This is a genomic window from Bradyrhizobium sp. HKCCYLR20261 (assembly GCF_051168435.1).
Lineage (GTDB): Bacteria > Pseudomonadota > Alphaproteobacteria > Rhizobiales > Xanthobacteraceae > Bradyrhizobium.
Genome location: NZ_JBNPUZ010000014.1, coordinates 134,616 through 156,284, shown reverse-complemented (window position 1 = coordinate 156,284; position 21,669 = coordinate 134,616). Strand labels below are relative to the sequence as shown.

Below are 21,669 nucleotides of genomic sequence, written 5' to 3'. Positions count from 1 at the left end.
GATTTGAGCGGATCTGGAACGGCCTGACGACGACTAACCTAAGTTGGTTAGTTCACCGGAACTCACTGAGAAGGCGGAACTCAGATGAAGCGTGAGAGTTCCGAGCGCGCTTCATCTCGAGCCGCTCGGAACATCGAGTCTTATCAAGGCAGCGGCGCGCGCACCGGGCGTAGCAGAAACGCCGGAAGATGTGAATGATCCGCAGGCTCATTGTCCTGATCGCGCCGCGAACGGCGATGCTCATTGCGCGGCTGATCGCTGCGGGGCGCGGGTGCGGGGCGCGGCGTGGCGGCCTGCGGTGCGCGCGGAGCGGCAGCGGCCGGACGCGGTTCTCGCTCACGGGGCTCCCGCGGCTCGCGCTCCCGCTCACGGGGCTCGCGAGGTTCCCGCTCACGGGGAGCCTTGCCGCGGCTGCGACGTGAACTGTCGCGATCGCGCGGACGACGTTCACGCTGCTCGTCGTCGTGCGAGGAGTCCTCGACCTCGTAGTTGCCTTCGATCTGCGGGATGGGCTGACCGATCAGCTTCTCGATGGCGACGACGGATTTCTGATCGGCGGGAGACACGATCGAGATCGCGGTTCCGGTGCGGCCGGCGCGGCCGGTGCGGCCGATGCGATGGACGTAGTCGTCGGAATGATGCGGCACGTCGAAATTGAAGACGTGGCTGACTTCGGGAATGTCGAGGCCGCGGGCGGCGACGTCGGAGGCCACGAGCAGCGGCAGCTCGCCCTTGCGGAACTGATCGAGCGCGGCCATGCGCGCTGACTGGTCCATGTCGCCGTGCAGAGCGCCGACGCTGAAGCCGTGCTTCTGCAGCGATTTGTGCACGATCGCGACGTCGCGCTTGCGGTTGCAGAAGATGATTGCGTTCTTGAGATCCTTGGCCTCGCGCAGCAGGCGGCGCAGCACGTCGCGCTTCTGATGCGCCTCGCGTCCCGACGGCACCTGCAACTGGGTGACGGTGACCGCGGTCGTAGCCGGCTTGGAGACTTCGACCTTCTGCGGATTATGCAGGAAGGCGTCGGTGATGCGCCGGATTTCCGGCGGCATGGTCGCGGTGAAGAACAGGGTCTGCCGGGTGAAGGGCACGAGCTTGCAGATGCGCTCGATGTCCGGAATGAAGCCCATGTCGAGCATGCGGTCGGCTTCGTCAATGACCAGGAGCTCGACACCGGTCAGCAGCAGCCCGCCGCGCTCGGTGTGGTCGAGCAGGCGGCCCGGCGTGGCGATCAGGACGTCGACGCCGCGGGTCAGCTTGGCATCCTGGTCACCGAAAGAAACGCCGCCGATCAGCAGGGCGACGTTGAGCTTCTGTCCCACGCCGTAACGGTCGAAATTCTCTTTGACCTGGGCGGCGAGCTCGCGGGTCGGTTCCAGGATCAGCGTGCGCGGCATCCGCGCGCGGGCGCGGCCCTTTTCCAGGATGGTGAGCATCGGCAGGACGAAGGCGGCGGTCTTGCCGGTGCCGGTCTGGGCGATGCCGAGCACGTCGCGGCGCGCCAGCACATGCGGAATCGCCTGTTCCTGAATGGGAGTGGGCGTGGTGTATCCGGTTGCCGCTACTGCAGCCAACACCTTGTCGGACAAGCCGAGATTGGAAAAAGACATCGAGCCTCTATGTCACGCGCCAACAGGCGACGGGGCCTCTATTCGACGCCGCCGTTAGGAATCGAGGGGTAAAAGGCTGTGGTCGCGTTCAACCCCGAAACGGCATGCTCTAAGGAAGCTGGGGGTTTTCTGACTTACGCTGACCGGCGGCGAATTTCTCAGGAATCGGATTTCCCGGCCGCGCTGCTGCGGAAGATAGGGGCGAATCGCGCAAAGTCAATGGAAGAGGGTCGCGAAGTGCCGAAAAAGCTTAATGTTTTTGCATTTTTTTCCGGGCAACTCGTCGTCTTGCCGTCGCACTTCGGGGTCACCGAAGTCGGCGCGCCGGAACGGCAAGGCGAGTCGCCGTCGAATTGTCGACGGAATTGCGGCGTGTGTTCGGCGCCAAGCCGCCGGGGCAGGGCGCACCAGCCTGGCTGCGTGAACCGGCGGTGAGGGGCGGCCGACTATCGGAGGCGCAGCCTCATGCGACGAGGGCAGGGACGAATGATGAGATCGATGCGGACGGTGCAGGCGCTCCTGGTGGCCCTGCTGGCCATGGTCGTGGCTCCGGCCGCCCATGCCGAGAAGCGCGTGGCGCTCGTCGTCGGCAACAACGACTATCGTTACGTCCCGAAGCTGCAGAAGGCCGTCAACGACGCGCGCACCATGGGCGATACGCTGAAGCAGCTCGGCTTCAACGTCATGGTTGCGGAAAACCTGAATCGGCAGCAGTTCAGCCAGACGCTGCTCGCGTTCGACAACGCGGTCGAGCCAGGCGATACCGCGTTCTTCTTCTACGCCGGCCATGGCTTCGAGATCGCCGGCCAGAACTTCCTGCTGCCGACGGACGTGCCGGCCGCGACTGAAGGGCAGGAGGAGCTGGTGCGCGACGCCTCGATCCTTGCCGACCGCATCATCGAGCGGCTGCAGAACAAGAAGGCGCGCACCTCCATCCTGGTCTTCGACGCCTGCCGCAACAATCCGTTCGAGCGTTCGGGCACGCGCGCCGTCGCAGGTGGCGGCGGCTTGGCGCCGATGACGCAGCTGCCCGAGGGCGTGTTCTCGGTGTTCTCGGCCGGTCCGCGGCAGACCGCGCTCGACCGGCTTTCGAATGATGACGCCAATCCGAATTCGGTGTTCACGCGCACCTTCGCCAAGGAGCTGACGCAGCCCGGAGTCAACCTCGTCCAGGTCGCTCAGCGCACCCGGCGCGCCGTCAGCGAACTCGCCGAGACCGTGCGCCACAAGCAGATCCCGGTCTATTTCGACCAGATGGTCGACGATGTCTTCCTCAACGGGATGGCCAAGGGGCCGGCCGCCGACAAGCCGGCCGAGCCGCAGCAGAAGCTCGCGGCGCTGCCGCCGGTCTCCGCGCCGAAGATCCCGCCGGCCAACGAGATCCTGAACGCGCCGATCGCGATGTTCTCGCGCCACAATGGCGGCTGGACCGTCACGTTCTCGATCGCCGACCCGACGCTCGGCATTTCCTGGCGCATGGGTGAAAGCGGAGACTTCCGCGAGACCGGCTTCATGGACGTGCTGGATCCGCGCACGCGCAAGCGCATGCCCAATCCGTCGATCCAGCTGCCGGCGGACGAGCCCGCAGGCACCATCCAGGTCCGCTATGTCGATGCCTCCGGCGAAATGCAGGGGCCATTTCCGATCCGGTTCGAGCCGGAGACTGCGCTGGTGCGCGACCAGCGCAAGATCCTCGACATGACCGCGACGAGCTGGCTGTCGTTCCGCGAGTTCAACGGGCTGCTCGTCTACTACACGCACCTGATGTCGTATCGCTGCGCGATCCGCGAGGTGCGCATCGGCATCGACTCGGCCGTGCCGGACAAGGTGCTGAACATGCCCGGCTGCGACATGCGCGACCCCAGCGCGATTCCCTCCAACGCGACGCCCTATCTCAAGCTGCCGCCGGCGACGAAGTTCGTCTCGGTCGAGCTGACTTACCGCGACGGCAGCGTGTCGGAGATCAAGAGCTTCCGGCGCTGAGGCGCGGCGTCAGGCCATGATCGAGTAGCCGCCGTCGACCGGAATCGCGGTCCCCGTGACGAAGTCCGCGGCGGGCGAGCTCAGGAAGGTGGCGATGCCGGCGAAGTCGTCGATGTCGCCCCAGCGCCCGGCCGGCGTGCGTCCCAGCACGCGATCGTGCAGGCCATCGATCTGCTTGCGGGCGGCGCGCGTCAGATCGGTGTCGATCCAGCCTGGGAGAATCGCATTGACCTGGATGTTGTCGGGCGCCCAAGCGCAGGCACATGCGCGCGTGTACTGCACGATGCCGCCCTTGCTGGCGGCATAGGCCGGCGCGAAGCTCGCGCCGAAGATCGACAGCATCGAGCCGATATTGATGATCTTGCCGCCGCCATTGGCCTTGAGGGCGGGGTAGGCGGCCTTGGAGCACAGGAAGGCGCTGGTCAGGTTGGTATCGATCACCTCCTGCCATTCCTCCAGTTCGAGCAGATGGGGCGGCTTGCGGATGCTCATGCCGGCGTTGTTGATCAGGATGTCGATTCGCCCGAGCTCGGCGGTGACACGCGCGACCATCGCGGCGACATCGTCCCTGTTGCTGACGTCGGTCTTGACGGCGATGGCGCGGACACCGCGGGCGGCGAGATCGGTAACAGCCGCCTGCGACTTCTCCTCGTTGCGTCCGACCACGGCGATATCGGCGCCGGCATCGGCCAGTCCGCAGGCCATGCCCAGACCGATGCCGCCATTGCCGCCGGTGACGATCGCAACTTTTCCACTCAGGTCGAAACGGCCTGCCATGCGTTCTCTCCAATATTGATTTCAATGAATCAGCAGGTGCCCTGCCAGATCATGACCAGGCCCAGCGCGCCCATGCCGACGCCATAGCCGGCCCATTGCAGCTGGTTGATCATGAAGCTCGTCCGCGGCCAGGCCACCACGCCGGTGCCCTGACCGACCCAGAACAGGCCGATCGCGAGCAGGAGCAGGCCGCCGATCATCAAGAATCTTCGCATGGCCACATCCTCCCGTGTCGACTGGCTGCACAGCATCGGAGACGCTGCTGCCGTCTTTTTTGTGGAGGTCAGCCTAGCGGCGCATCGTCACACTGACCAGCGCCGCATGTTGGCGCCCAAAACAAAAAGCCCCGGGGTTGACCCGGGGCTCTTCGCAAAGAATTCGGACAGTGCCGAGCGCCGATGGCTCAGTACTTTGCGACCACCGGGCCGGTCCAGTTGAAGCGGTAGACCAGCGAGGTCGTGATCGTCTGCACCCACGGCTTGAACGAGACGCTGTCGGTCGTCGCCAGGCCAGCGTTGGTGCGGACCAGGACGTCCTTGCGATCGTAATAGGCCGCGCGGTATTCGGTCTTCATGAACCAGCCCGGCGCCGAGATGCCGAAGATGTTCAGGTTGTTCTCGACACCGCCGCCGACGAACCAGCCAGCGCGATCGAAACCGTCGGTGCGGAAGCCGGAAGCAGCGCCGGTCAGCGTGGTCAGGTTGGTGCCCGACCAGTGCGAACCGGAGTAACCGGCGTTGACGTAGGAGAGAACGTTCGGCGCAACCAGGTAACCGACGCGAGCGCCAGCGGCCCAGGCCGTTTCCATCTTGATGCGGCCGGTGAGGGCAGCGAACTGATCCTGCAGGGTGCCGCGGAGGCTGCCGAACTGACCGTCGGCGAACACGCCGAACACCCAGGTCGGGTTAACCTGCCAGTCGTAGCCAGCACCGACGGTGCCGAGGAAGCCGTCGCCACCGACGCGCTGATCGATCGTCACCGGCACGCCGTTGAAGTTGGTGTGCGAGTCGGCATCCCAGAGACCGCCACCAGCACCACCGAAGATGTAGAAGCCGGTCCAGCTCGGGGCAACCGGAGCCATCATCGGCGCCTTGGCATACGGGCGGGCGGCGAGGTCAGCAGCCGATGCTGCGCCAGTCATCACCACGATCGAAGCGGCAGCGAGCAAAAGCTTTTTCATATCAAAATCCCCAAGTCGTCGTGACGTAAGTGCCGGGCGGCGGCGATTCCCTCGCCTCATGTGTCCGGACTATAGCCGATTGGTGCCTAAAAGCTGTTGCCGCTTGAGCACACCCGCAGGGGAAAGTACGGTCCGGACCGCCGTTCGGCGCGTTAACATATTGGTTAGGAAAGAGAAAAGCAGGCCCACGCGAGCGCGTGGAACCTGCAATCGTCGCGAGAAACCGGCCAAAAACTAGACGTCAAGCAGCTCGTCGCTGGCAAATTCCGCCTTTTCCGAAATGAAGGCGAAGCGGGCCTCCGCTTTCGTGCCCATGAGGCGCTCGACCGAGTCGGCGGTGCCGTCGCGGTCGTCGGCGACCAGCGTCACCCGCAGCAGGGTCCGCTTAGCCGGATCCATGGTGGTTTCCTTGAGCTGCGCGGGCATCATCTCGCCGAGGCCTTTGAAGCGGCCGATCTCGACCTTGGCGTTGGCGTTGAACTCCCGCTTCAGCAACTCGTCTCGATGGGCGTCGTCGCGGGCGTAGAACGTCTTGCTGCCATGCGTCAGCCGGTAGAGCGGCGGCACGGCGAGGTACAGATGGCCCTCGTCGATCAGCCGCGGCATCTGCCGGTAGAAGAAGGTGATCAACAGCGAGGCGATATGGGCGCCGTCGACGTCGGCGTCGGTCATGATGATGATGCGCTGGTAGCGCAGATCCTCTTCGCGATACGCGGCGTTGGTGCCGGCGCCGATCGCCATCACCAGGTCGGCGAGCTGGGCGTTGGCGGTCAGCTTGTCCTTGCCGGCCGAGGCGACGTTGAGAATCTTGCCGCGCAGCGGCAGCACCGCCTGCTTCTTGCGGTCGCGCGCCTGCTTGGCGCTGCCGCCGGCCGAATCGCCCTCGACGATGAACAGCTCGGAGCCTTCAGTGCCGGCGTCGGTGCAGTCGGCGAGCTTGCCGGGCAGGCGCAGCTTCTTGGTCGCGGTCTTGCGCGCCGTCTCCTTCTCCTGGCGGCGGCGGATGCGCTCCTCGGCGCGCTCGACGACGAAGTCGAGCAGCCGGTTCGCCTGCACCGGATTTCCGGACAGCCAGTGATCGAACGGGTCCTTGACCGCCTGCTCGACGATCCGCTGCGCTTCGGCGGTGGCGAGACGGTCCTTGGTCTGGCCCTGGAATTCCGGCTCGCGCACGAACACCGAGAGCATGATGGCGGCGCCCGCCATGATGTCCTCGGAGGTGATGTTGGCCGAACGCTTGCCCTGGCCGACGCGTTCGGCGTGGTCCTTGAGGCCGCGAAGGAGGGCGCTGCGGATGCCCGACTCATGCGTGCCGCCATCGGGCGTCGGAATCGTGTTGCAATAGGACGACAGGAAGCCGTCGGCATCGGCGGTCCAGGCCACCGCCCATTCGCAGCCGCCATGGCCGCCGGTGCGGCCCGACTTGCCGGCGAAGATGTCGGGGTGGACCAGCGTGTCGGCGTGGATCGCGGCGGCCAGATAGTCCTTGAGGCCGCCCGGGAAGTGGAACGTCGCCTCAGGCTGGACGTCCTCGATGCCCTTGAGCAGCGACGGATCGCACTTCCAGCGGATCTCGACGCCGCCGAACAGATAGGCCTTGGAGCGCGCCATCTTGAACAGGCGCTGCGGCTTGAACGTCGCCTTGGCGCCGAAGATGGTCGGGTCGGGCTGGAATCGCACCCGCGTGCCGCGGCGGTTCGGCGCCTTGCCGACCTCCTCGAGTTTGCCCTTGGGATGGCCGCGCTCGAAGATCATGCGATAGAGCTTCTGGTTGCGCGCGACCTCGACCTCGAGCCGGGTCGACAGCGCGTTCACCACGGAGATGCCGACGCCGTGCAGACCGCCCGAGGTCTCATAGACCTTGGAATCGAACTTGCCGCCCGCGTGCAGGGTGCACATGATGATTTCGAGCGCCGACTTCTTCGGAAATTTGGGGTGCGGGTCGATCGGAATGCCGCGGCCGTTGTCGGTGACGGTCAGGAAGCCCTCGGCGTCGAGCTCGACTTCGATGAAGGTGGCGTGGCCGGCCAGCGCCTCGTCCATCGAGTTGTCGATGACCTCGGCGAACAGGTGATGCAGCGCCTTCTCATCGGTGCCGCCAATGTACATGCCGGGGCGGCGGCGCACCGGCTCCAGGCCTTCCAGCACTTCGATGTCGCGAGCGGTATATTCACCCTCGGAACCTGCCGCACGCGCGGCTGGCTTGGCTGGAGATTTGGCTTCGGGCTTGGTCTGGGCCTTGCCCTTGGCGGCGAATGCCGCCAGCGGGTCGGCGACGCCCTTGGCCTTGGCTTTTGCAGCTGATTTCAACGGCTTACCCATGGAATCTTGATGTTGCGCTTGCGCGAGATGGAACGAATCGTTGCGCCTGACTATGCCATGGACCGGCATAAGACAATGATCCCGGAAACGAGGGGCCCTGCTGCGGACAGGCCATTCGGCCGCGTTCACGCGCGACAGCCGGTTGTTGTGACTTGAAGTCGGCCGGCTCCGTGGCGTACCAGTCTGCGCCAGGGAACCGCGAAGGCCTTCAAGCACTTAGCGCCCCAAAGCAGAAAGGCGTCGAGCAGATGGAAGATTTTGGCCGCGCGGTTGCCGATTTCGTGCGCGACCATCAGGCCTGGGCTGCCCCGGTCGTCCTGCTGCTGGCCTTCGGCGAGTCCCTGGCCTTCATCTCGCTGCTGATCCCGGCGTGGGGCGCCCTGGTCGCGATCGGCGCCCTGATCGGCGCCACCGGCATCAGCTTCTGGCCGGTGTGGTTGGCGGGCGGTATTGGAGCCGCGCTCGGCGACTGGGTGTCCTATTGGTTCGGCTATCGCTACAAGGACCGCGTCGCCCAGATGTGGCCGCTGTCGCTCTATCCGGAGCTGCTGCCGCGCGGCGAGGCCTTTGTCCGCGACTGGGGCGTGCCGAGCATCTTCATCGGCCGATTCTTCGGTCCGCTCCGCGCCTCGGTGCCGCTGGCGGCCGGCATCTTCGAGATGCCCTACATGATGTTCCAGATCGCCAATTTCGTGTCGGCGCTGGTCTGGTCGGCGGTGCTGCTGCTGTTCGGCGACATCATCGGGCGCATCATGGAATGGCTGTGGCGCACGGTCTGATCTGCGGCCTGGCGCGTTGCGACCTTGACGCAGGAACCGCGCGGTCTTATAGCCCTGCGCCCATGATCAACGCAGCGACCATTTTCATCGCCGACATGCGCCGTCGTACCCCCGCGGTACGGGCAATGGTCTGCGTCTAGATCATCACCCTTGCCGCCGGATCCGGTCCCGCGGCAGACCTTTCCCTTGCAGCGAGATTGATCAGGCGGCTCCTTCGTCCAGCAGGAGTTTCCGATGTACACGCCACCGCCTTTCAAGCCTGACCGCGCCGCGAGCCTCGGCTTCGCGGATGCGCGCGGCTTCGGCACGGTCTGCGCGTGGGACGGCACCCGGCCGATCGCATCCCCGCTGCCATTTCATCTGGGGGCGCTGAACGACGGTACGCCACAGGCGTTCTTTCATGTTGCCCGCAACAATCCGCTGGTGAAGCTCGCCGACGGCAAGACCCCGTGGCTGGTCGCCGTTAACGGCTCCGACGCCTATGTGTCGGCCGACTGGTACGTCTCGCCCGACCAGGTGCCCACCTGGCTCTATCAGACGGTGCATCTGACCGGCGCGGCGCAGGTGCTGTCAGAGGCCGAGCTGGCCGCACAGGCTGACGCGCTCAGTGCCAAGTTCGAGCAGCGGCTGTTGCCGAAGACGCCATGGACCTCGGACAAGATGACGGCCGGCCGACTGGAGGCGATGCGCAAGGCGATCGTCGGCATCGTGATGACGATCGACGAGGTCGAGGGCAGCTTCAAGCTCAACCAGCACAAGTCCGAGGCCGACTACGCCGCGGTGGCGACCCGGCTCGGCGAGCGGCCCGACATCGGCTCGCAACAGATTTCCTCTCTCATGCGGCAGGCGCGGCCCCAGGCCTTTGCCGGCGAAACCCAGACCTGAAGGAGCGTGTCATGACCGTGATCGATAGCAACCCGCCGAAAGCTCAGACCGGAGCGGGCGCTGCGATGCGTTCGGTGTTCGTCGACGGCGGCTCGGGCACGACCGGCCTCGGGATCGCCGAGCGGCTCGCGCATCAGAGCGACATCGTCGTGAAGACGATCGCCGAGGACAAGCGCAAGGATCCGGAAGCCAAGCGGACGCTGATGGCCGAGGTCGACCTCGTCATCCTTTGTCTGCCCGACGATGCCGCGAAGGAGACGGTCGCGCTGATCGACGGCATGGGCAGCGCGGCACCGAAGGTGCTGGACGCCTCGACCGCGTATCGGGTCGCACCGGACTGGGCCTATGGCTTCCCGGAGCTTGCGGCCGACCAAGCCGACAAGATCCGCAATGCCCGCAAGGTCTCCAATCCCGGCTGCTATCCGACCGGCGGCATCGCGCTGCTGCGGCCGCTGGTCGATGCCGGACTGCTGCCGCAGGATTATCCGGTGACCGTGAACGCGGTGAGCGGCTATTCGGGGGGCGGCAAGGCCATGATCGCGGCTTATGAGAACGGCACCGCGCCGAATTTCGAGCTGTACGGCCTCAGCCTCGAGCACAAGCATCTGCCCGAGTTGCAGCTCTATTCGAAGCTGACGCGGCGGCCGATCTTCATTCCCTCGGTCGGCAACTACCGGCAAGGCATGCTGGTCTCCGTGCCGCTGCAGCTCGACACGCTGCCGGGCAAGCCCTCGGGAGCCGACCTGCAGGCCGCGCTGGCGAAGCACTATGCCGGCAGCAAATATGTCTCGGTGATGCCGCTCGACGGCGCGGCGGCCAAGAGTGGCCGGCTCGAGCCGGAGGCGCTCAACGACACCAACCAGCTCGAGCTGCACGTGTTCGCCAGCGACAAGCACCATCAGGCGGTGCTGGTGGCGCGGCTCGACAATCTCGGCAAGGGGGCGTCGGGCGCGGCCGTGCAGAACATGCGGCTGATGCTCGGGCTGCCCGATCTCGGCTGAGGCCGATCCGCGGTCATCCGGCCGGAACGATTACAACATCATGCGAGGCCGGCGCTCCGCCTGCCTCGCCGCAAACCAAAGCTGGGCGACACCCATGACCGCTATCGATCTGACTGCGCTGCCCGTCACCATGAACGATGTCCGCGCCGCCGCAGATAAGATCGGCGGCGTCGTGCTCGAGACCGCCTGCAACCAGAGCCGGACGCTCGGCGAGATCTGCGGCTGCAACATCTGGCTCAAATTCGAGAACCTGCAGTTCACGTCGTCGTTCAAGGAGCGCGGCGCGCTGAACCGGCTGAATGCGCTGTCGGCTGAGCAGAGAGAGCGCGGCGTGATCGCGATGTCCGCCGGCAACCACGCGCAGGGCGTCGCGTACAATGCGCGGCGCCTCGGCATTCCCGCGACAATCGTGATGCCCGTGGGCACGCCGATGGTGAAGATCGAGAATACCAAGCGGCATGGCGCCGAGGTCGTGATCTCCGGAGCGACTTTGGAAGAGTCCGGCGGATTCGCTAGGGAGCATGGCGCTGCGCGCGGCATGACCATGATCCATCCCTACGACGATCCGCTGATCATCGCCGGGCAGGGCACGGTTGCACTGGAAATGCTGGCGGTGGTGCCCGAACTCGACACGCTGGTGGTGCCGATCGGCGGCGGCGGGCTGATCTCCGGCATGGCGGTCGCTGCAAGGGCGCTCAAGCCGGACATGCGCATCATCGGCGTTCAGGCCGAGCTGTATCCGTCGATGTACAACGCGATCAATCACAGCAGCCTGCCGATGCGCGGCGACACGCTGGCGGAGGGCATCGCGGTGAAATCACCGGGCCGCATCACGACCGAGATCATCGGCCATCTCGTCGACGACATCCTGCTCGTGACCGAGCCGCAGATCGAGCGCGCGCTCGCCACGCTGATCTCGATCGAGAAGACGGTCGTCGAGGGCGCCGGCGCCGTGGGGCTCGCGGCCGTGCTCGCGCATCCCGCGCCGTTTGCCGGCCGCAATGTCGGCCTCGTGCTGTGCGGCGGCAACATCGATACCCGCCTGATCGCCTCCGTTCTCACGCGCGAACTGGCCCGCGAGGGCCGGTTGACGCAGCTGTCGATCGACATCGTCGATCGCCCGGGACAGCTCGCGGCCGTGTCCGCTCTGCTGGCCGATGCCGGTGCCAACATCATCGAGGTGTCGCATCAGCGCACCTTCTCCGCTCTGCCGGCGAAGGCGACCTTGCTGGAGCTGGTGATCGAGACCCGCGATCAAGCGCACCTCAATGAGGTGATGGCGAAGCTGGTCGCCGCCGATTTCAAGGCGCGCTGCACCTGACAGAGCCTCGCGCTCCAACTGACGTCGATTTTGGAATGCAACGATGTTCAAGACCATTCGGCATATTTCCGACGTCGAGCCCGCGGTCGCCGGGAAGAAGGAGATCCGTTTCCTCTCCCAGCCCAATGGCATCACGCTCGGCTGTTATCTGTTCATGGACTCCAAGACCTTCGACTCTCCCGAGGCGCTGGAGTGCCGCGGCATCGCGTTCGACCGCGCCGGCCACATCGTGTCGCGGCCGCTGCACAAGTTCTTCAATGTCGGCGAGAAGGAATGGCTGGCGCCGGACCGGCTGCTCTCGCGCGACGATATCGTCGCGATCTACGACAAGCTCGACGGCAGCATGGTCGCGACGGCCTGGGTCGATGATCAGCTGAAGTGGCGGTCAAAGAAGTCGTTCAACTCCGACGTGGTTCGTCTGGCGGCTCAGCTGCTGGACCGGCCGGAGCACGCCGGCATCGACGCCTTCGCCAAGGACGTCGCAAGTGCCGGCATGACCGCGATCTTCGAGTTGACCCATCCCGACGCCCGGATCGTCGTCGCGCAGGATCAGCCCGAGCTACGGTTGTTGCATGTGCGCGACAACGTCACCGGCCAGTATGTCATGCTGGACAGCGGCCATGCCGTTCATGACTTGATCGGCAGCCACGGCGTTCCGCTGGTGCATCGTTTCGACGGGTTGTCGCTTTCGGCCGCCATCGACTCGCTCACCGAGATGGAGGGCAGGGAGGGCTACGTCATCCAGTTCGCCAACGGCGACATGGTCAAGATCAAGTGCCCCTGGTACCTGCGCATCCATCGCAGCCTGTCGTTCTTGCGCGAGCGCGACATCGCCTGGCTGGCGCTCAACGAGGAACTGGATGACGTCAAGGGTCACTTGGTCGAAGCAGGCGTCGATCTGGCCGCGGTGAATGAGGTCGAGGCGCGTCTGAAGACCATGCTCTCCGGTTTCCTGGATGAGATCGACGCCATCTATCAGCGTGACCGTGATCTCGACCGCAAGAGCTTTGCGATCGCCAACAAGGACCATCCGCTTTTCGGCCTGGCGATGCAGCGCTATCTCGGCAAGGAGGTTACCTTGCTCGACTGGTACGGACGCACGCGTCTGAAGGACGATTTCAGCCTGCGTCCGCTGGTCGATGAAACGCTGATCGACGCCCTCGACGGCTGAGGCGGGGCCGGCCCCGCGCGTGCAGGGAGCCGGGCCGGCCGTTGGCGAGCGAAGCAGCACGCCCGCGCCAGCGCGGCGTGCTGCTGATTGTCGGGCATGCCCCTGGTCCTCACAGCAACAGTTCGGCTGACACGTCGGCACGATCTCGCGTGCGCATTGTGCATCGCGCAATCGTGCTGCACGCGCGAAGCTTCATCAGGCGTGAGGTTGTCAGGTCAGAATTTTAGTTGCGCACCTCAAAAATTGAGGACAGGATTACCTCAACAAAGAAAACGGTTGGGAGGATTCTGATGAGACTGCTCGCGAAGCTGGGAGTCGCTGCGGCCGCATGCGTGCTTGCGGGCACCGCCGCCGTTGCCGACACCACCGTCAAATGGCTGCACATCGAGGTCAATCCGGCCCAGGTGAAGATCTGGGAGGAGGTGGCGCGCGCCTACGAGGCGTCGCATCCGGGCACCAAGATAGAGATGCAGTTCCTCGAGAACGAGGCCTACAAGGCGAAGCTGCCGACCATCCTGCAGTCCAAGGACCGGCCGAACATCATCTATAGCTGGGCCGGCGGCGTGCTGAAGGCGCAGATCGAAGCCGGCGTTCTCGAGGACATCACCGACCAGGTGAAGGGCTACAGCGACAGCCTGACTCCAGCGGCGCTCGCGGCCTTCAGCGACAATGGCAAAGTCTACGGTCTGCCGACCGCGCTGTCGCAGGTCGGCTTCGTCTGCAACAAGGAGCTGATGGCCAAGGCGAAGGTCGATCCCGCAGCCATCAAGACGTGGGACGATCTGCTCGGCGCCGTGAAGACCCTGAAGGCCGCGGGTGTCACGCCGATCGTCGTCGGCGGCGCCGACAAATGGCCGCTGCATTTCTACTGGACGCATCTTGCGGTGCGCATCGGCGGCAAGCCGGCCTTCGATGCAGCGCTGCGCGGCGAGAATGGCGGCTTCGCCGGTGACACCTTCGTCAAGTCGGGCGAGATGTTCAAGCAGCTGGTCGATCTCCAGCCGTTCCAGAACGGTTTCCTCGGTTTCAAGAACCCGCAGGCCGTTGGCTATTTCGGCGACGGCAAGGCGGCGATGACGCTGGCGATCAGCTCGGTCTACAACCTGCAGCGGGCGCTCGCGGCCGACAAGGTGGGCTTGGGCGAGGACAAGATCTGCTGGTTCGACTTCCCGACCGTGGCCGGCGGCAAGGGCGCGCCGACCGATACGCTCGGCGGCATCACCGGCTGGCTGGTCACCAAAGGCTCGCCGAAGGAGGCGGTCGACTTCCTGAAGACCTTCATCTCGAAGGAGGTGCAGACGCGGCTTGCGGCCGGCAATTTCATCGTCCCGGTGGTGCAGGGCGCCGACGCCGGCCTCAACAACGCCTTCATGAAGCAGATTGCGTCGAATCTGGCGAAGTCGAACTATCACCAAAACTTCTACGACCAGAGCCTCGGACCGTCGGTCGGTCGTGTCGTCAACGACGTTTCCGCGGAGATCGCGGGCGGCAGCATGAGTCCCCAGGACGCGGCGAAGGCGATCGAGGCGGCGCGCAAGCAGGGCAACTGAGGTGCGTCCGATCGCGAGTACGTCGTCGCTGCAGGTCGCGCGGCCGCCGCTGGCCGCGCAGGCGAGCCGCGGCCCGAGCTGGGATGGCCGTTTCACGGTGATCATCCTGTTCCTGCCGCCGGCACTGCTGCTGTTCACGCTGTTCGTGGTGCTGCCGATCGGCGAGGCCGCCTGGTATTCCGGCTTCAACTGGAACGGCTTCGGCCGGCCGACCAACTGGATCGGCTTCGACAACTACCGCTTCGTGCTGGAGACGCGCGCGTTCTGGCTCGCGCTCCGCAACAACGGCCTGATCATCGCGGTTTCGCTGTGCGTGCAACTGCCGCTGGCGCTGACGCTGGCCCTGATGCTGGCGGAACGCTTTCGCGGCGCGGTGGCGCTGCGGATGCTGTTCTTCATGCCGTACATCCTGGCCGAGATCGCCACCGGGCTGATCTTCAGTTTCGTCTACGACGGTGATTACGGCCTCGTCGCTTCGGTCTGGCGCAGCTTCGGCGCCGAGCCGCCGCATCTGCTCGCATCCACTGACACCGCGATGCTGGCCGTGCTGATCGTGATCGTCTGGAAGTATTTCGGCTTCCACATGATGCTGTTCATCGCGGCGCTGCAGAGCATCGACAAGAGCCTGATCGAGGCGGCGCGGATCGACGGCGCGACACGGACGCAGAGCCTGCGCCACGTCGTCATCCCCTTGCTCCATCCGACGATCCGGCTCTCGGTGTTCTTCGCCATCATCGGCTCGCTGCAGCTGTTCGACCTGGTGATGCCGCTGACGCGCGGCGGCCCGGCCGACTCGTCGAACACGATGGTGAGCTTCCTCTACAACAACGGCATCTCGCGCATGCGCGTCGGCTACGGCAGCGCCATCGGCGTCATCCTGTTCGTGATCTGCGTGACCTTTGCCTTCACCTACAAGCGATGGTTCATGCGCGATGAATAGGGCAGAGACCACGAGAGAGCCGTTCGATCCCGCCGTGCTGTTCAAGGCGGCATTCCTCGCGCTGATCGCCATCTTCGTTCTGGTGCCGCTGCTGGCGACCTTCCTCGGCGGCTTCAAGTCGCTCGGCGAATTGCGCGTCAACCCGTTCGGCCTGCCGCAGCACTGGGAGTGGCAGAACTATGCGGACATCCTGTTCTCCGGGCGCTACTGGCAGCTGCTGCGCAACTCGCTGATCATCTCGACACTCACGGTGATCCTGACCCTGATCGTCGCCTCCATGGCGGCGTTCACCTTCGCTCATGTCCGGTTCTTCGGCAGCTCAATGCTGCTGAGCTACCTGACGCTGGGGCTGCTGTTCCCAGCGGCCACCGCGGTGCTGCCGCTGTTCATCAAGGTGCGCGACCTCGGCCTGCTCGATACCTATTTCGGCGTGGCGTTGCCGCAGGTCGCGTTCAGTCTCGCGATGAGCGTGCTGCTGCTGCGGCGTTTCTTCAAGGACATCCCCTACGAGCTGCTCGAAGCCGCGCTGGTCGACGGCTGCAGCTACGTGAAGTTCTTCCGCTACGTGACCTTGCCGCTGTCGCGCCCGATCCTGGCGACCGTCGGCACCATCACCTTCGTCAACAGCTGGAACGCCTACCTGCTGCCGTTGGTGATGCTCAACACCGACGCGCTGTATCCCTGGCCGCTCGGCATCATGGTCTATCAGGGCGAATATTCGTCCGAATGGCACCTGATCCTGGCCTTCATCACCCTGACCATCCTGCCCACCATCATCCTGTTCCTCCTGGCCCAGAAGCACATCGTTGCCGGCCTGACGTCGGGGGCGGTCAAGGGATGAACCTGCCATCACGGAGAATGCAATGAGACGCGTCGGCATCGGCATCATCGGATGCGGCAACATCAGCACGGCCTATCTGAAGGCGGCACAGCGCTTCCCGGTCCTCGATATCAAGGCGCTGGCCGACATGCGCAGCAATGCGGCCGAGCGTCAGGGCGCTGCCTTCGGACTGCCGGGCATGCGGGTCGATCAGCTGCTCAAGCGCGACGACATCGAGATCGTCATCAATCTCACCGTGCCGCTCGCGCACACCGACGTCAGCCTCGCGGTGCTCAATGCCGGCAAGCATGTTCATTCCGAGAAGCCGCTCGGCATCGACGTCGCCGAAGCGCGCAAGGTGATCGAGTTGGCCGCGCAAAAGAACCTGCGCGTCGGCTGCGCGCCCGACACGTTTCTCGGCGGCGGCCACCAGACCGCGCGCAAGCTGATCGACGACGGCGCGATCGGCACGCCCGTCGCCGGCAGCGTCTTCTTCGGCTGTCCCGGGCATGAGCGCTGGCACCCGGCGCCGGGCTTCTACTACCTGCGCGGCGGCGGCCCGATGCTCGACATGGGGCCGTACTACATCACCGACCTCGTCCAGCTGCTCGGTCCCGTCGCGAGCGTGATGGGCTCGACCGCGCGCCCGCGGGCGGAGCGTCTGGTCACGAGCCAGCCGATGAACGGCACGCTGATCCCCGTCGAGGTCGCGACGCATGTTTCCGGCACGCTCGAATTCGAGAGCGGGGCAGTGGTGTCGGTCACGATGAGCTTCGATGTGCCGAAGCACCGGCATGCGCCGATCGAGGTCTATGGCGACAAGGGCAGCATGCTGGTACCCGATCCCAATCGGTTCGGTGGTGAGGTGCAGGTCGCCAAGACCGGCGGCGACTGGGAGACGATGCCGCTGACGCACGGGCATGTCGACGGTGAATTCCGCTCGATCGGCGTGGCCGACATGGCCACCGCAATCCTGAACGACCGGCCGCATCGCGCCAGCGGCGCGCTGGCTTTCCACGTGCTGGAGGTGATGGAGGCGTTCCAGACCTCCGCCAATGAAGGCCGCCGCGTCAGGATCGAGAGCCGCGTCGAGCGGCCGGCGATGCTGCCGGCGGGACGCGACACCGGACAGATCGACTGAGGACGGACATATGCGCAAGGCAATGATTGTATGGGGCGGCTGGGCCGGGCATGACCCGGATCTCTGTGCGTCGATGATCCGAGGCTGGCTGAAGGCCGAAGGATTCGAGGTCCGGATCGAGACTACGACGGCGGCGTTCGCCGATCCGGCCATCCATGATCTCTCGCTGATCATTCCGATCTATACGATGTCCAAGATCGAGAAAGCTGAGGCACTCAACCTTTGCGCCGCGGTGCGCAGCGGCGTCGGCTTGGCCGGCCATCACGGCGGCATGGGCGACGCCTTCCGTGACTCCGTCGACTACCAGTTCATGTGCGGCGGGCAATGGGTCGCGCATCCCGGCAACATCATCGACTACCGGGTCGACTTGACCAGGCCGGACGATCCCATCATGAAGGGACTGACGAGTTTCGAGCATCGGTCCGAGCAGTATTACATGCATGTCGACCCGGCCAACGAGGTGTTGGCGACCACGACCTTCACCGGCGAGCACGCCCCCTGGATCGAGGGTGTCGTGATGCCCGTGGTTTGGAAGAAGCGGTACGGTTCCGGCCGCGTGTTCTATTCCTCCCTCGGCCATCGTGCCTATGAGCTCGACGTGCCGGAGATTCGCACGTTGATGACCCGCGGCATGCTATGGGCGGCCCGCGAGTGACAGCAGGTGCGCCCCCGGCGCCCGTTCGCGCCACGCTCGAGGATGTCGCGCGGACGGCAGGCGTGTCGCTCGCGACAGTCGACCGGGTCATCAACCGGCGCGAGGGTGTCAGGGCGAAGACCGTGGCCCGCGTCGAGGCCGCGGTGGCGAAGCTTGGCTACCGCGCCGATATCGCCGCCGCGCGGCTCGCGCGCGGACAGAGCTTCCGCTTCGCCTTCGTGCTGCCGACCGGCGGCAACAGTTTCATGACCAGCCTGACCGAGCAGGTCCGGCACACCGCGGATTGGCTGGCCGGCCAGCGCGGCTTCATCGACATCCTCCACGTCGACGTGTTCGATCCGGACGTGCTGGCAAGTGCGCTGGAAACGCTGTCGCCGGCCTATCAGGGCGTCGCCGTCATCGCGCTCGATCATCCCCGCGTTCGCGCCGCGATCGACGAACTCACCGCGCGCGGCGTTGCAGTGGTGACTCTGGTCTCGGATGCGCCGAGTTCGCGCCGTCTGCATTACGTCGGCATCGACAATCCGGCCGCGGGACGAACCGCGGCCACGCTGATGGGACGCTATCTCGGCGGCCAGGAGGGCACCGTCGCGGTCATCGCCGGATCGCTGTCGCTGCGTGATCATGCGGAGCGGCAGTTCGGCTTCAACCAGATCCTGTCGAGCGAGTATCCCAATCTGCGCGCCTTGCCCGTAATCGAGGGCCGCGACGACAGCGAGCGCACGCGAGAGTTGACGTCCGCGCTGCTCGCGCGCCATGCCGACCTCCGCGGCATCTATTGCTGCGGCGCCGGCAATCGCGGCATCGCCGATGCGCTGGAAGCCTCGGGCCGGGCGCGCGAGGTGGTGTGGATCACTCATGAGCTGACCCAGCATACGCGACGCTTCCTGGTGCGCGGCACGCTGGACGCGATCATCAACCAGGATCCCGGCCACGAGGCGCGCTCGGCGGCGCGCGTCCTGCTCGCCCATTGCTCGGGCGAGCCGATCAGCCCCGATCAGGAGCGCATCCGCATCGACATCTTCCTACGCGACAATCTGCCGTAGAGATCACAGCCAGCCAAAGATCGCGATCGCCAGCACGGCCTGGGCGGCGAAACCAACCACGAAGGCGAGCGTCCGGAACACGGGCAGGCCGATCGCGTAGACGATGACGTGAGCCACGCGCGACCAGAAATAGACGGCGCAGGCGAGCACGGTCCATTTGGTCGAGTAGTCGATCGCGTTCAGGATCAGCACCAGCGGCGCGAAGATCACGAGGTTCTCGACCGCATTGTCGTGCGCGAACATGAGCCGGTTCGCCCAGGCCGAGTGGGGCTTGTCGTTGCGGGAGGGGTTGGCCATGGCGCCGGTGAGGCCGCGGACCTGGCAGCGGTTCAGGATGTAGGGAACCCACAGCAGGCCGGTCAGAATGACCGTCAGCGTCAGCCAGAACAGTTCGCGCGTCATCGAGATCCCCTCAACTGATTACCGTCCCGTCCCGGCGGGACGGAGCGGTTATAGTCAATCGCGGCTGATGACGCTATGCGCGGACGCGGACATACGAGCCGGGCGCATCCTCGAGCGGTGGATAGGCCTCGCTGCCGATGCTGCGCGCGGGAACTTCTTCGGGATCGAGCTGGCCGAGCCATTCGCGCCAGTCCGGCCACCACGAGCCCTTGTGCTCCTGCGCCCCCTTCATCCAGTCCTTCAGCGAGATGTCGTGGATTTGGTCGTTGGTCCAGTACTGGTACTTGCCGGAGGAGGGCGGGTTGACGACGCCGGCGATGTGGCCGGAGCCCGACAGCACATACTTCACGGGGCCGCCGAAGAACTGCGAGCCGTAGAGAACGGAGTCCGCCGGCGCGATGTGGTCCTCGCGGGTGGCGAGATTGTAGACCGGCACCTTCACCTTGGAGAGATCGAGCAAGGTGTTGTCGAGCACCATGGTGCCCTGGGTCAGCCGGTTCTCCAGATAGCAGTTGCGCAGGTAGTAGGAGTGATTGGCCGCCGACATCCGCGTCGCGTCCGAATTCCAGTGCAGCAGGTCGAACGCCTGCGGCGGCTGGCCCTTGAGGTAGTTGTTGACGACATAGGACCAGATCAGGTCGTTCGACCTGAGCATGTTGAAGGCCATCGCCATCTTGCTGCCCTCGAGCACGCCCGAGGCCTGCATGTCGCGCTCCAGCGCGGAAATCTGCGTCTCGTCGACGAACACCAGGAGGTCACCAGCATGGGTGAAGTCGACCTGGGCGGCCAGGAACGTCGCCGAGGTCACGCGCTGGCGGCGCTTGTCGGCGAGCCAGGCCAAGGTCGTGGCCAGCATGGTGCCGCCGACGCAATAGCCCATCGTGTGGACCTTCATCTCACCCGTCACCTTCTCGATGACGTCCATCGCGGTGAGCGGACCTTCCTTCATGTAGTCTTCCCAGGTCTTGGTCCCCAACGACTTGTCGGGATTGACCCAGGAGATCACAAACACGGTGAGGCCCTGATCGACGCACCACTTGATGAAGGATTTCTCCGGGCGCAAATCGAGGATGTAGAACTTGTTGATCCAGGGCGGCACGATCAGCAGCGGCGTGCGCAGCACGTTCTCCGTCGCCGGCGCGTACTGGATCAGCTGCATCATTTCGTTCTGGAAGATCACCTTGCCCGGCGTCGTCGCCATGTTGACGCCGACCTCGAGATTGGCCGGGTCGGACTGGCGGATCTTCAGCGTGCCCTTGCCGGCCTCGATGTCCTCGGCGAGCATCTGCATGCCGCGCACGAGATTGTCGCCGCTCGAAGCAACGGTCTGCCGCATCACTTCAGGATTGGTCAGGACGAAATTCGACGGCGCCAACGCATTGGTGATCTGGTTGACGTAGAACTCGGCCTTCTTGCGCGTGTGCGGATCGAGCCCCTCGGCATTGTGGACGAGGTCCTGCGCCCACTGCGTCGTCAGCAGGTAGGCCTGCATGACGAAATCGTAGAACTGGTTCGACTTCCACTCGGGATCGGCAAAACGCTTGTCGCGCGGCGACGGCGAGATCGCCGGCGGCGCTTCCTCGCCCGCGAGACGTCGCGCGGCCGAGCCCCAGAGGTCGAGATAGCCCTTCGCCATCTTGGTCTGGATGTCGCTGGCGCGATCCTTGTCCGACAGCCAGTAGTCGGCGACAGCCGTGAACGACTTGACGACCTCCGTCAGCTCCGTCGGCGGCCGGTCCTGAACCTCGCCGGTCTCGCGCGGCTTCAGGTAGGCGCACAACGCCTTTCCGCTGCTTTCCATGGCCTTCGCGATGTTCATCGCGAAGGCTTCCGCATCGAATGTCTTTTCTGAATTGGTCTTGTTCTGAACGTCGGTCATGGCCTGATTACACTATCGCGTCGAATTCGTTTCGTCACCGCGCGAGATCAACAATGCGGGAGTTTGCAGTTAATTCGATTTCTGCGTGTTGCGTTGCGGAAAGCTTCTTGCTTTCGTCACCTTTCCGTCGCATCTGGGCAAAAATCCTGTTCAGTCGCCAAGGTTTCGAGTGACAAGCGGTTGTGCTGCGGCAAAATGTGCCGGGTT

19 protein-coding genes are annotated in these 21,669 nt (G+C 65.0%); 12 read left to right on the top strand and 7 right to left on the bottom strand.

Translation table 11 applies throughout. The features are described 5' to 3' along the window. Window positions 1–143: 143 nt before the first annotated feature. On the bottom strand, window positions 144–1,610 hold the full coding sequence (locus ACQR1L_RS26655) for a DEAD/DEAH box helicase (protein ID WP_434860886.1): 1,467 nt from the start codon (window positions 1,608–1,610) through the stop codon (window positions 144–146). Between the two features lie 486 nt (window positions 1,611–2,096). On the opposite strand from ACQR1L_RS26655, the gene ACQR1L_RS26650 reads away from it, so the two are divergent. Next, window positions 2,097–3,593, top strand: coding sequence for a caspase family protein (locus ACQR1L_RS26650; RefSeq protein WP_434860885.1), 1,497 nt, complete (start codon window positions 2,097–2,099; stop codon window positions 3,591–3,593). A 9-nt stretch (window positions 3,594–3,602) separates the two neighbouring features. Here ACQR1L_RS26650 and ACQR1L_RS26645 read toward each other — a convergent pair whose 3' ends face one another. The 4 genes from ACQR1L_RS26645 to parE all read right to left on the bottom strand — a co-directional run bounded on the left by ACQR1L_RS26645 (window position 3,603) and on the right by parE (window position 7,872). After that, window positions 3,603–4,370, bottom strand: a complete 768-nt coding sequence (locus ACQR1L_RS26645; RefSeq protein WP_434860884.1) for an SDR family NAD(P)-dependent oxidoreductase — start codon at window positions 4,368–4,370, stop codon at window positions 3,603–3,605. A gap of 29 nt (window positions 4,371–4,399) precedes the next feature. Continuing rightward, complete coding sequence (locus ACQR1L_RS26640) at window positions 4,400–4,585, bottom strand: hypothetical protein (protein ID WP_434860883.1); 186 nt, start codon at window positions 4,583–4,585, stop codon at window positions 4,400–4,402. 188 nt (window positions 4,586–4,773) lie between these two features. Further along, on the bottom strand, window positions 4,774–5,550 hold the full coding sequence (locus tag ACQR1L_RS26635; protein WP_434860882.1) for an outer membrane protein: 777 nt from the start codon (window positions 5,548–5,550) through the stop codon (window positions 4,774–4,776). 234 nt (window positions 5,551–5,784) lie between these two features. Beyond that, on the bottom strand, window positions 5,785–7,872 hold the full coding sequence (gene parE, locus ACQR1L_RS26630; protein ID WP_434860881.1) for a DNA topoisomerase IV subunit B: 2,088 nt from the start codon (window positions 7,870–7,872) through the stop codon (window positions 5,785–5,787). Between the two features lie 248 nt (window positions 7,873–8,120). Here parE and ACQR1L_RS26625 point away from each other — a divergent pair, with 248 nt between their 5' ends. From ACQR1L_RS26625 to ACQR1L_RS26575, 11 genes are all read left to right on the top strand, one after another. Further along, window positions 8,121–8,651, top strand: a complete 531-nt coding sequence (locus ACQR1L_RS26625) for a DedA family protein (protein ID WP_434860880.1) — start codon at window positions 8,121–8,123, stop codon at window positions 8,649–8,651. Window positions 8,652–8,885: 234 nt separating this feature from the next. Then, a complete protein-coding gene (locus ACQR1L_RS26620; protein WP_434860879.1) occupies window positions 8,886–9,536 on the top strand; it encodes an FMN-binding negative transcriptional regulator in 651 nt (216 codons plus the stop codon). Window positions 9,537–9,547: 11 nt separating this feature from the next. Further along, a complete protein-coding gene (gene argC, locus ACQR1L_RS26615) occupies window positions 9,548–10,537 on the top strand; it encodes an N-acetyl-gamma-glutamyl-phosphate reductase (protein WP_434860878.1) in 990 nt (329 codons plus the stop codon). A gap of 94 nt (window positions 10,538–10,631) precedes the next feature. Next, entirely contained in the window at window positions 10,632–11,858 is a 1,227-nt protein-coding gene (locus tag ACQR1L_RS26610; RefSeq protein WP_434860877.1) for a threonine ammonia-lyase, read from the top strand. Window positions 11,859–11,901: 43 nt separating this feature from the next. Next, the gene (locus ACQR1L_RS26605; protein ID WP_434860876.1) at window positions 11,902–13,029 is read left to right on the top strand and encodes an RNA ligase; all 1,128 of its coding nucleotides are present in this window, start codon (window positions 11,902–11,904) and stop codon (window positions 13,027–13,029) included. 290 nt (window positions 13,030–13,319) lie between these two features. Next, window positions 13,320–14,579, top strand: a complete 1,260-nt coding sequence (locus tag ACQR1L_RS26600; RefSeq protein WP_434860875.1) for an extracellular solute-binding protein — start codon at window positions 13,320–13,322, stop codon at window positions 14,577–14,579. Window position 14,580: 1 nt separating this feature from the next. After that, window positions 14,581–15,519, top strand: a complete 939-nt coding sequence (locus tag ACQR1L_RS26595) for a carbohydrate ABC transporter permease (protein WP_434860874.1) — start codon at window positions 14,581–14,583, stop codon at window positions 15,517–15,519. Beyond that, entirely contained in the window at window positions 15,512–16,360 is an 849-nt protein-coding gene (locus ACQR1L_RS26590) for a carbohydrate ABC transporter permease (RefSeq protein WP_434860873.1), read from the top strand. The genes ACQR1L_RS26595 and ACQR1L_RS26590 overlap by 8 nt, the downstream gene beginning before the upstream one ends. Window positions 16,361–16,382: 22 nt before the next feature. Further along, entirely contained in the window at window positions 16,383–17,480 is a 1,098-nt protein-coding gene (locus ACQR1L_RS26585; protein ID WP_434860872.1) for a Gfo/Idh/MocA family protein, read from the top strand. Window positions 17,481–17,490: 10 nt separating this feature from the next. Further along, window positions 17,491–18,135, top strand: a complete 645-nt coding sequence (locus ACQR1L_RS26580; RefSeq protein WP_434860871.1) for a ThuA domain-containing protein — start codon at window positions 17,491–17,493, stop codon at window positions 18,133–18,135. Then, the gene (locus ACQR1L_RS26575; RefSeq protein ID WP_434860870.1) at window positions 18,117–19,181 is read left to right on the top strand and encodes a LacI family DNA-binding transcriptional regulator; all 1,065 of its coding nucleotides are present in this window, start codon (window positions 18,117–18,119) and stop codon (window positions 19,179–19,181) included. Before ACQR1L_RS26580 ends, ACQR1L_RS26575 begins: the two co-directional genes overlap by 19 nt. A gap of 3 nt (window positions 19,182–19,184) precedes the next feature. On the opposite strand, the gene ACQR1L_RS26570 is transcribed toward ACQR1L_RS26575, so the two are convergent. Both ACQR1L_RS26570 and ACQR1L_RS26565 read right to left on the bottom strand, forming a co-directional pair. Continuing rightward, the gene (locus ACQR1L_RS26570) at window positions 19,185–19,583 is read right to left on the bottom strand and encodes an MAPEG family protein (protein WP_434860869.1); all 399 of its coding nucleotides are present in this window, start codon (window positions 19,581–19,583) and stop codon (window positions 19,185–19,187) included. Window positions 19,584–19,656: 73 nt separating this feature from the next. Beyond that, window positions 19,657–21,462, bottom strand: a complete 1,806-nt coding sequence (locus ACQR1L_RS26565; protein ID WP_434860868.1) for a PHA/PHB synthase family protein — start codon at window positions 21,460–21,462, stop codon at window positions 19,657–19,659. Window positions 21,463–21,669 lie beyond the last annotated feature (207 nt).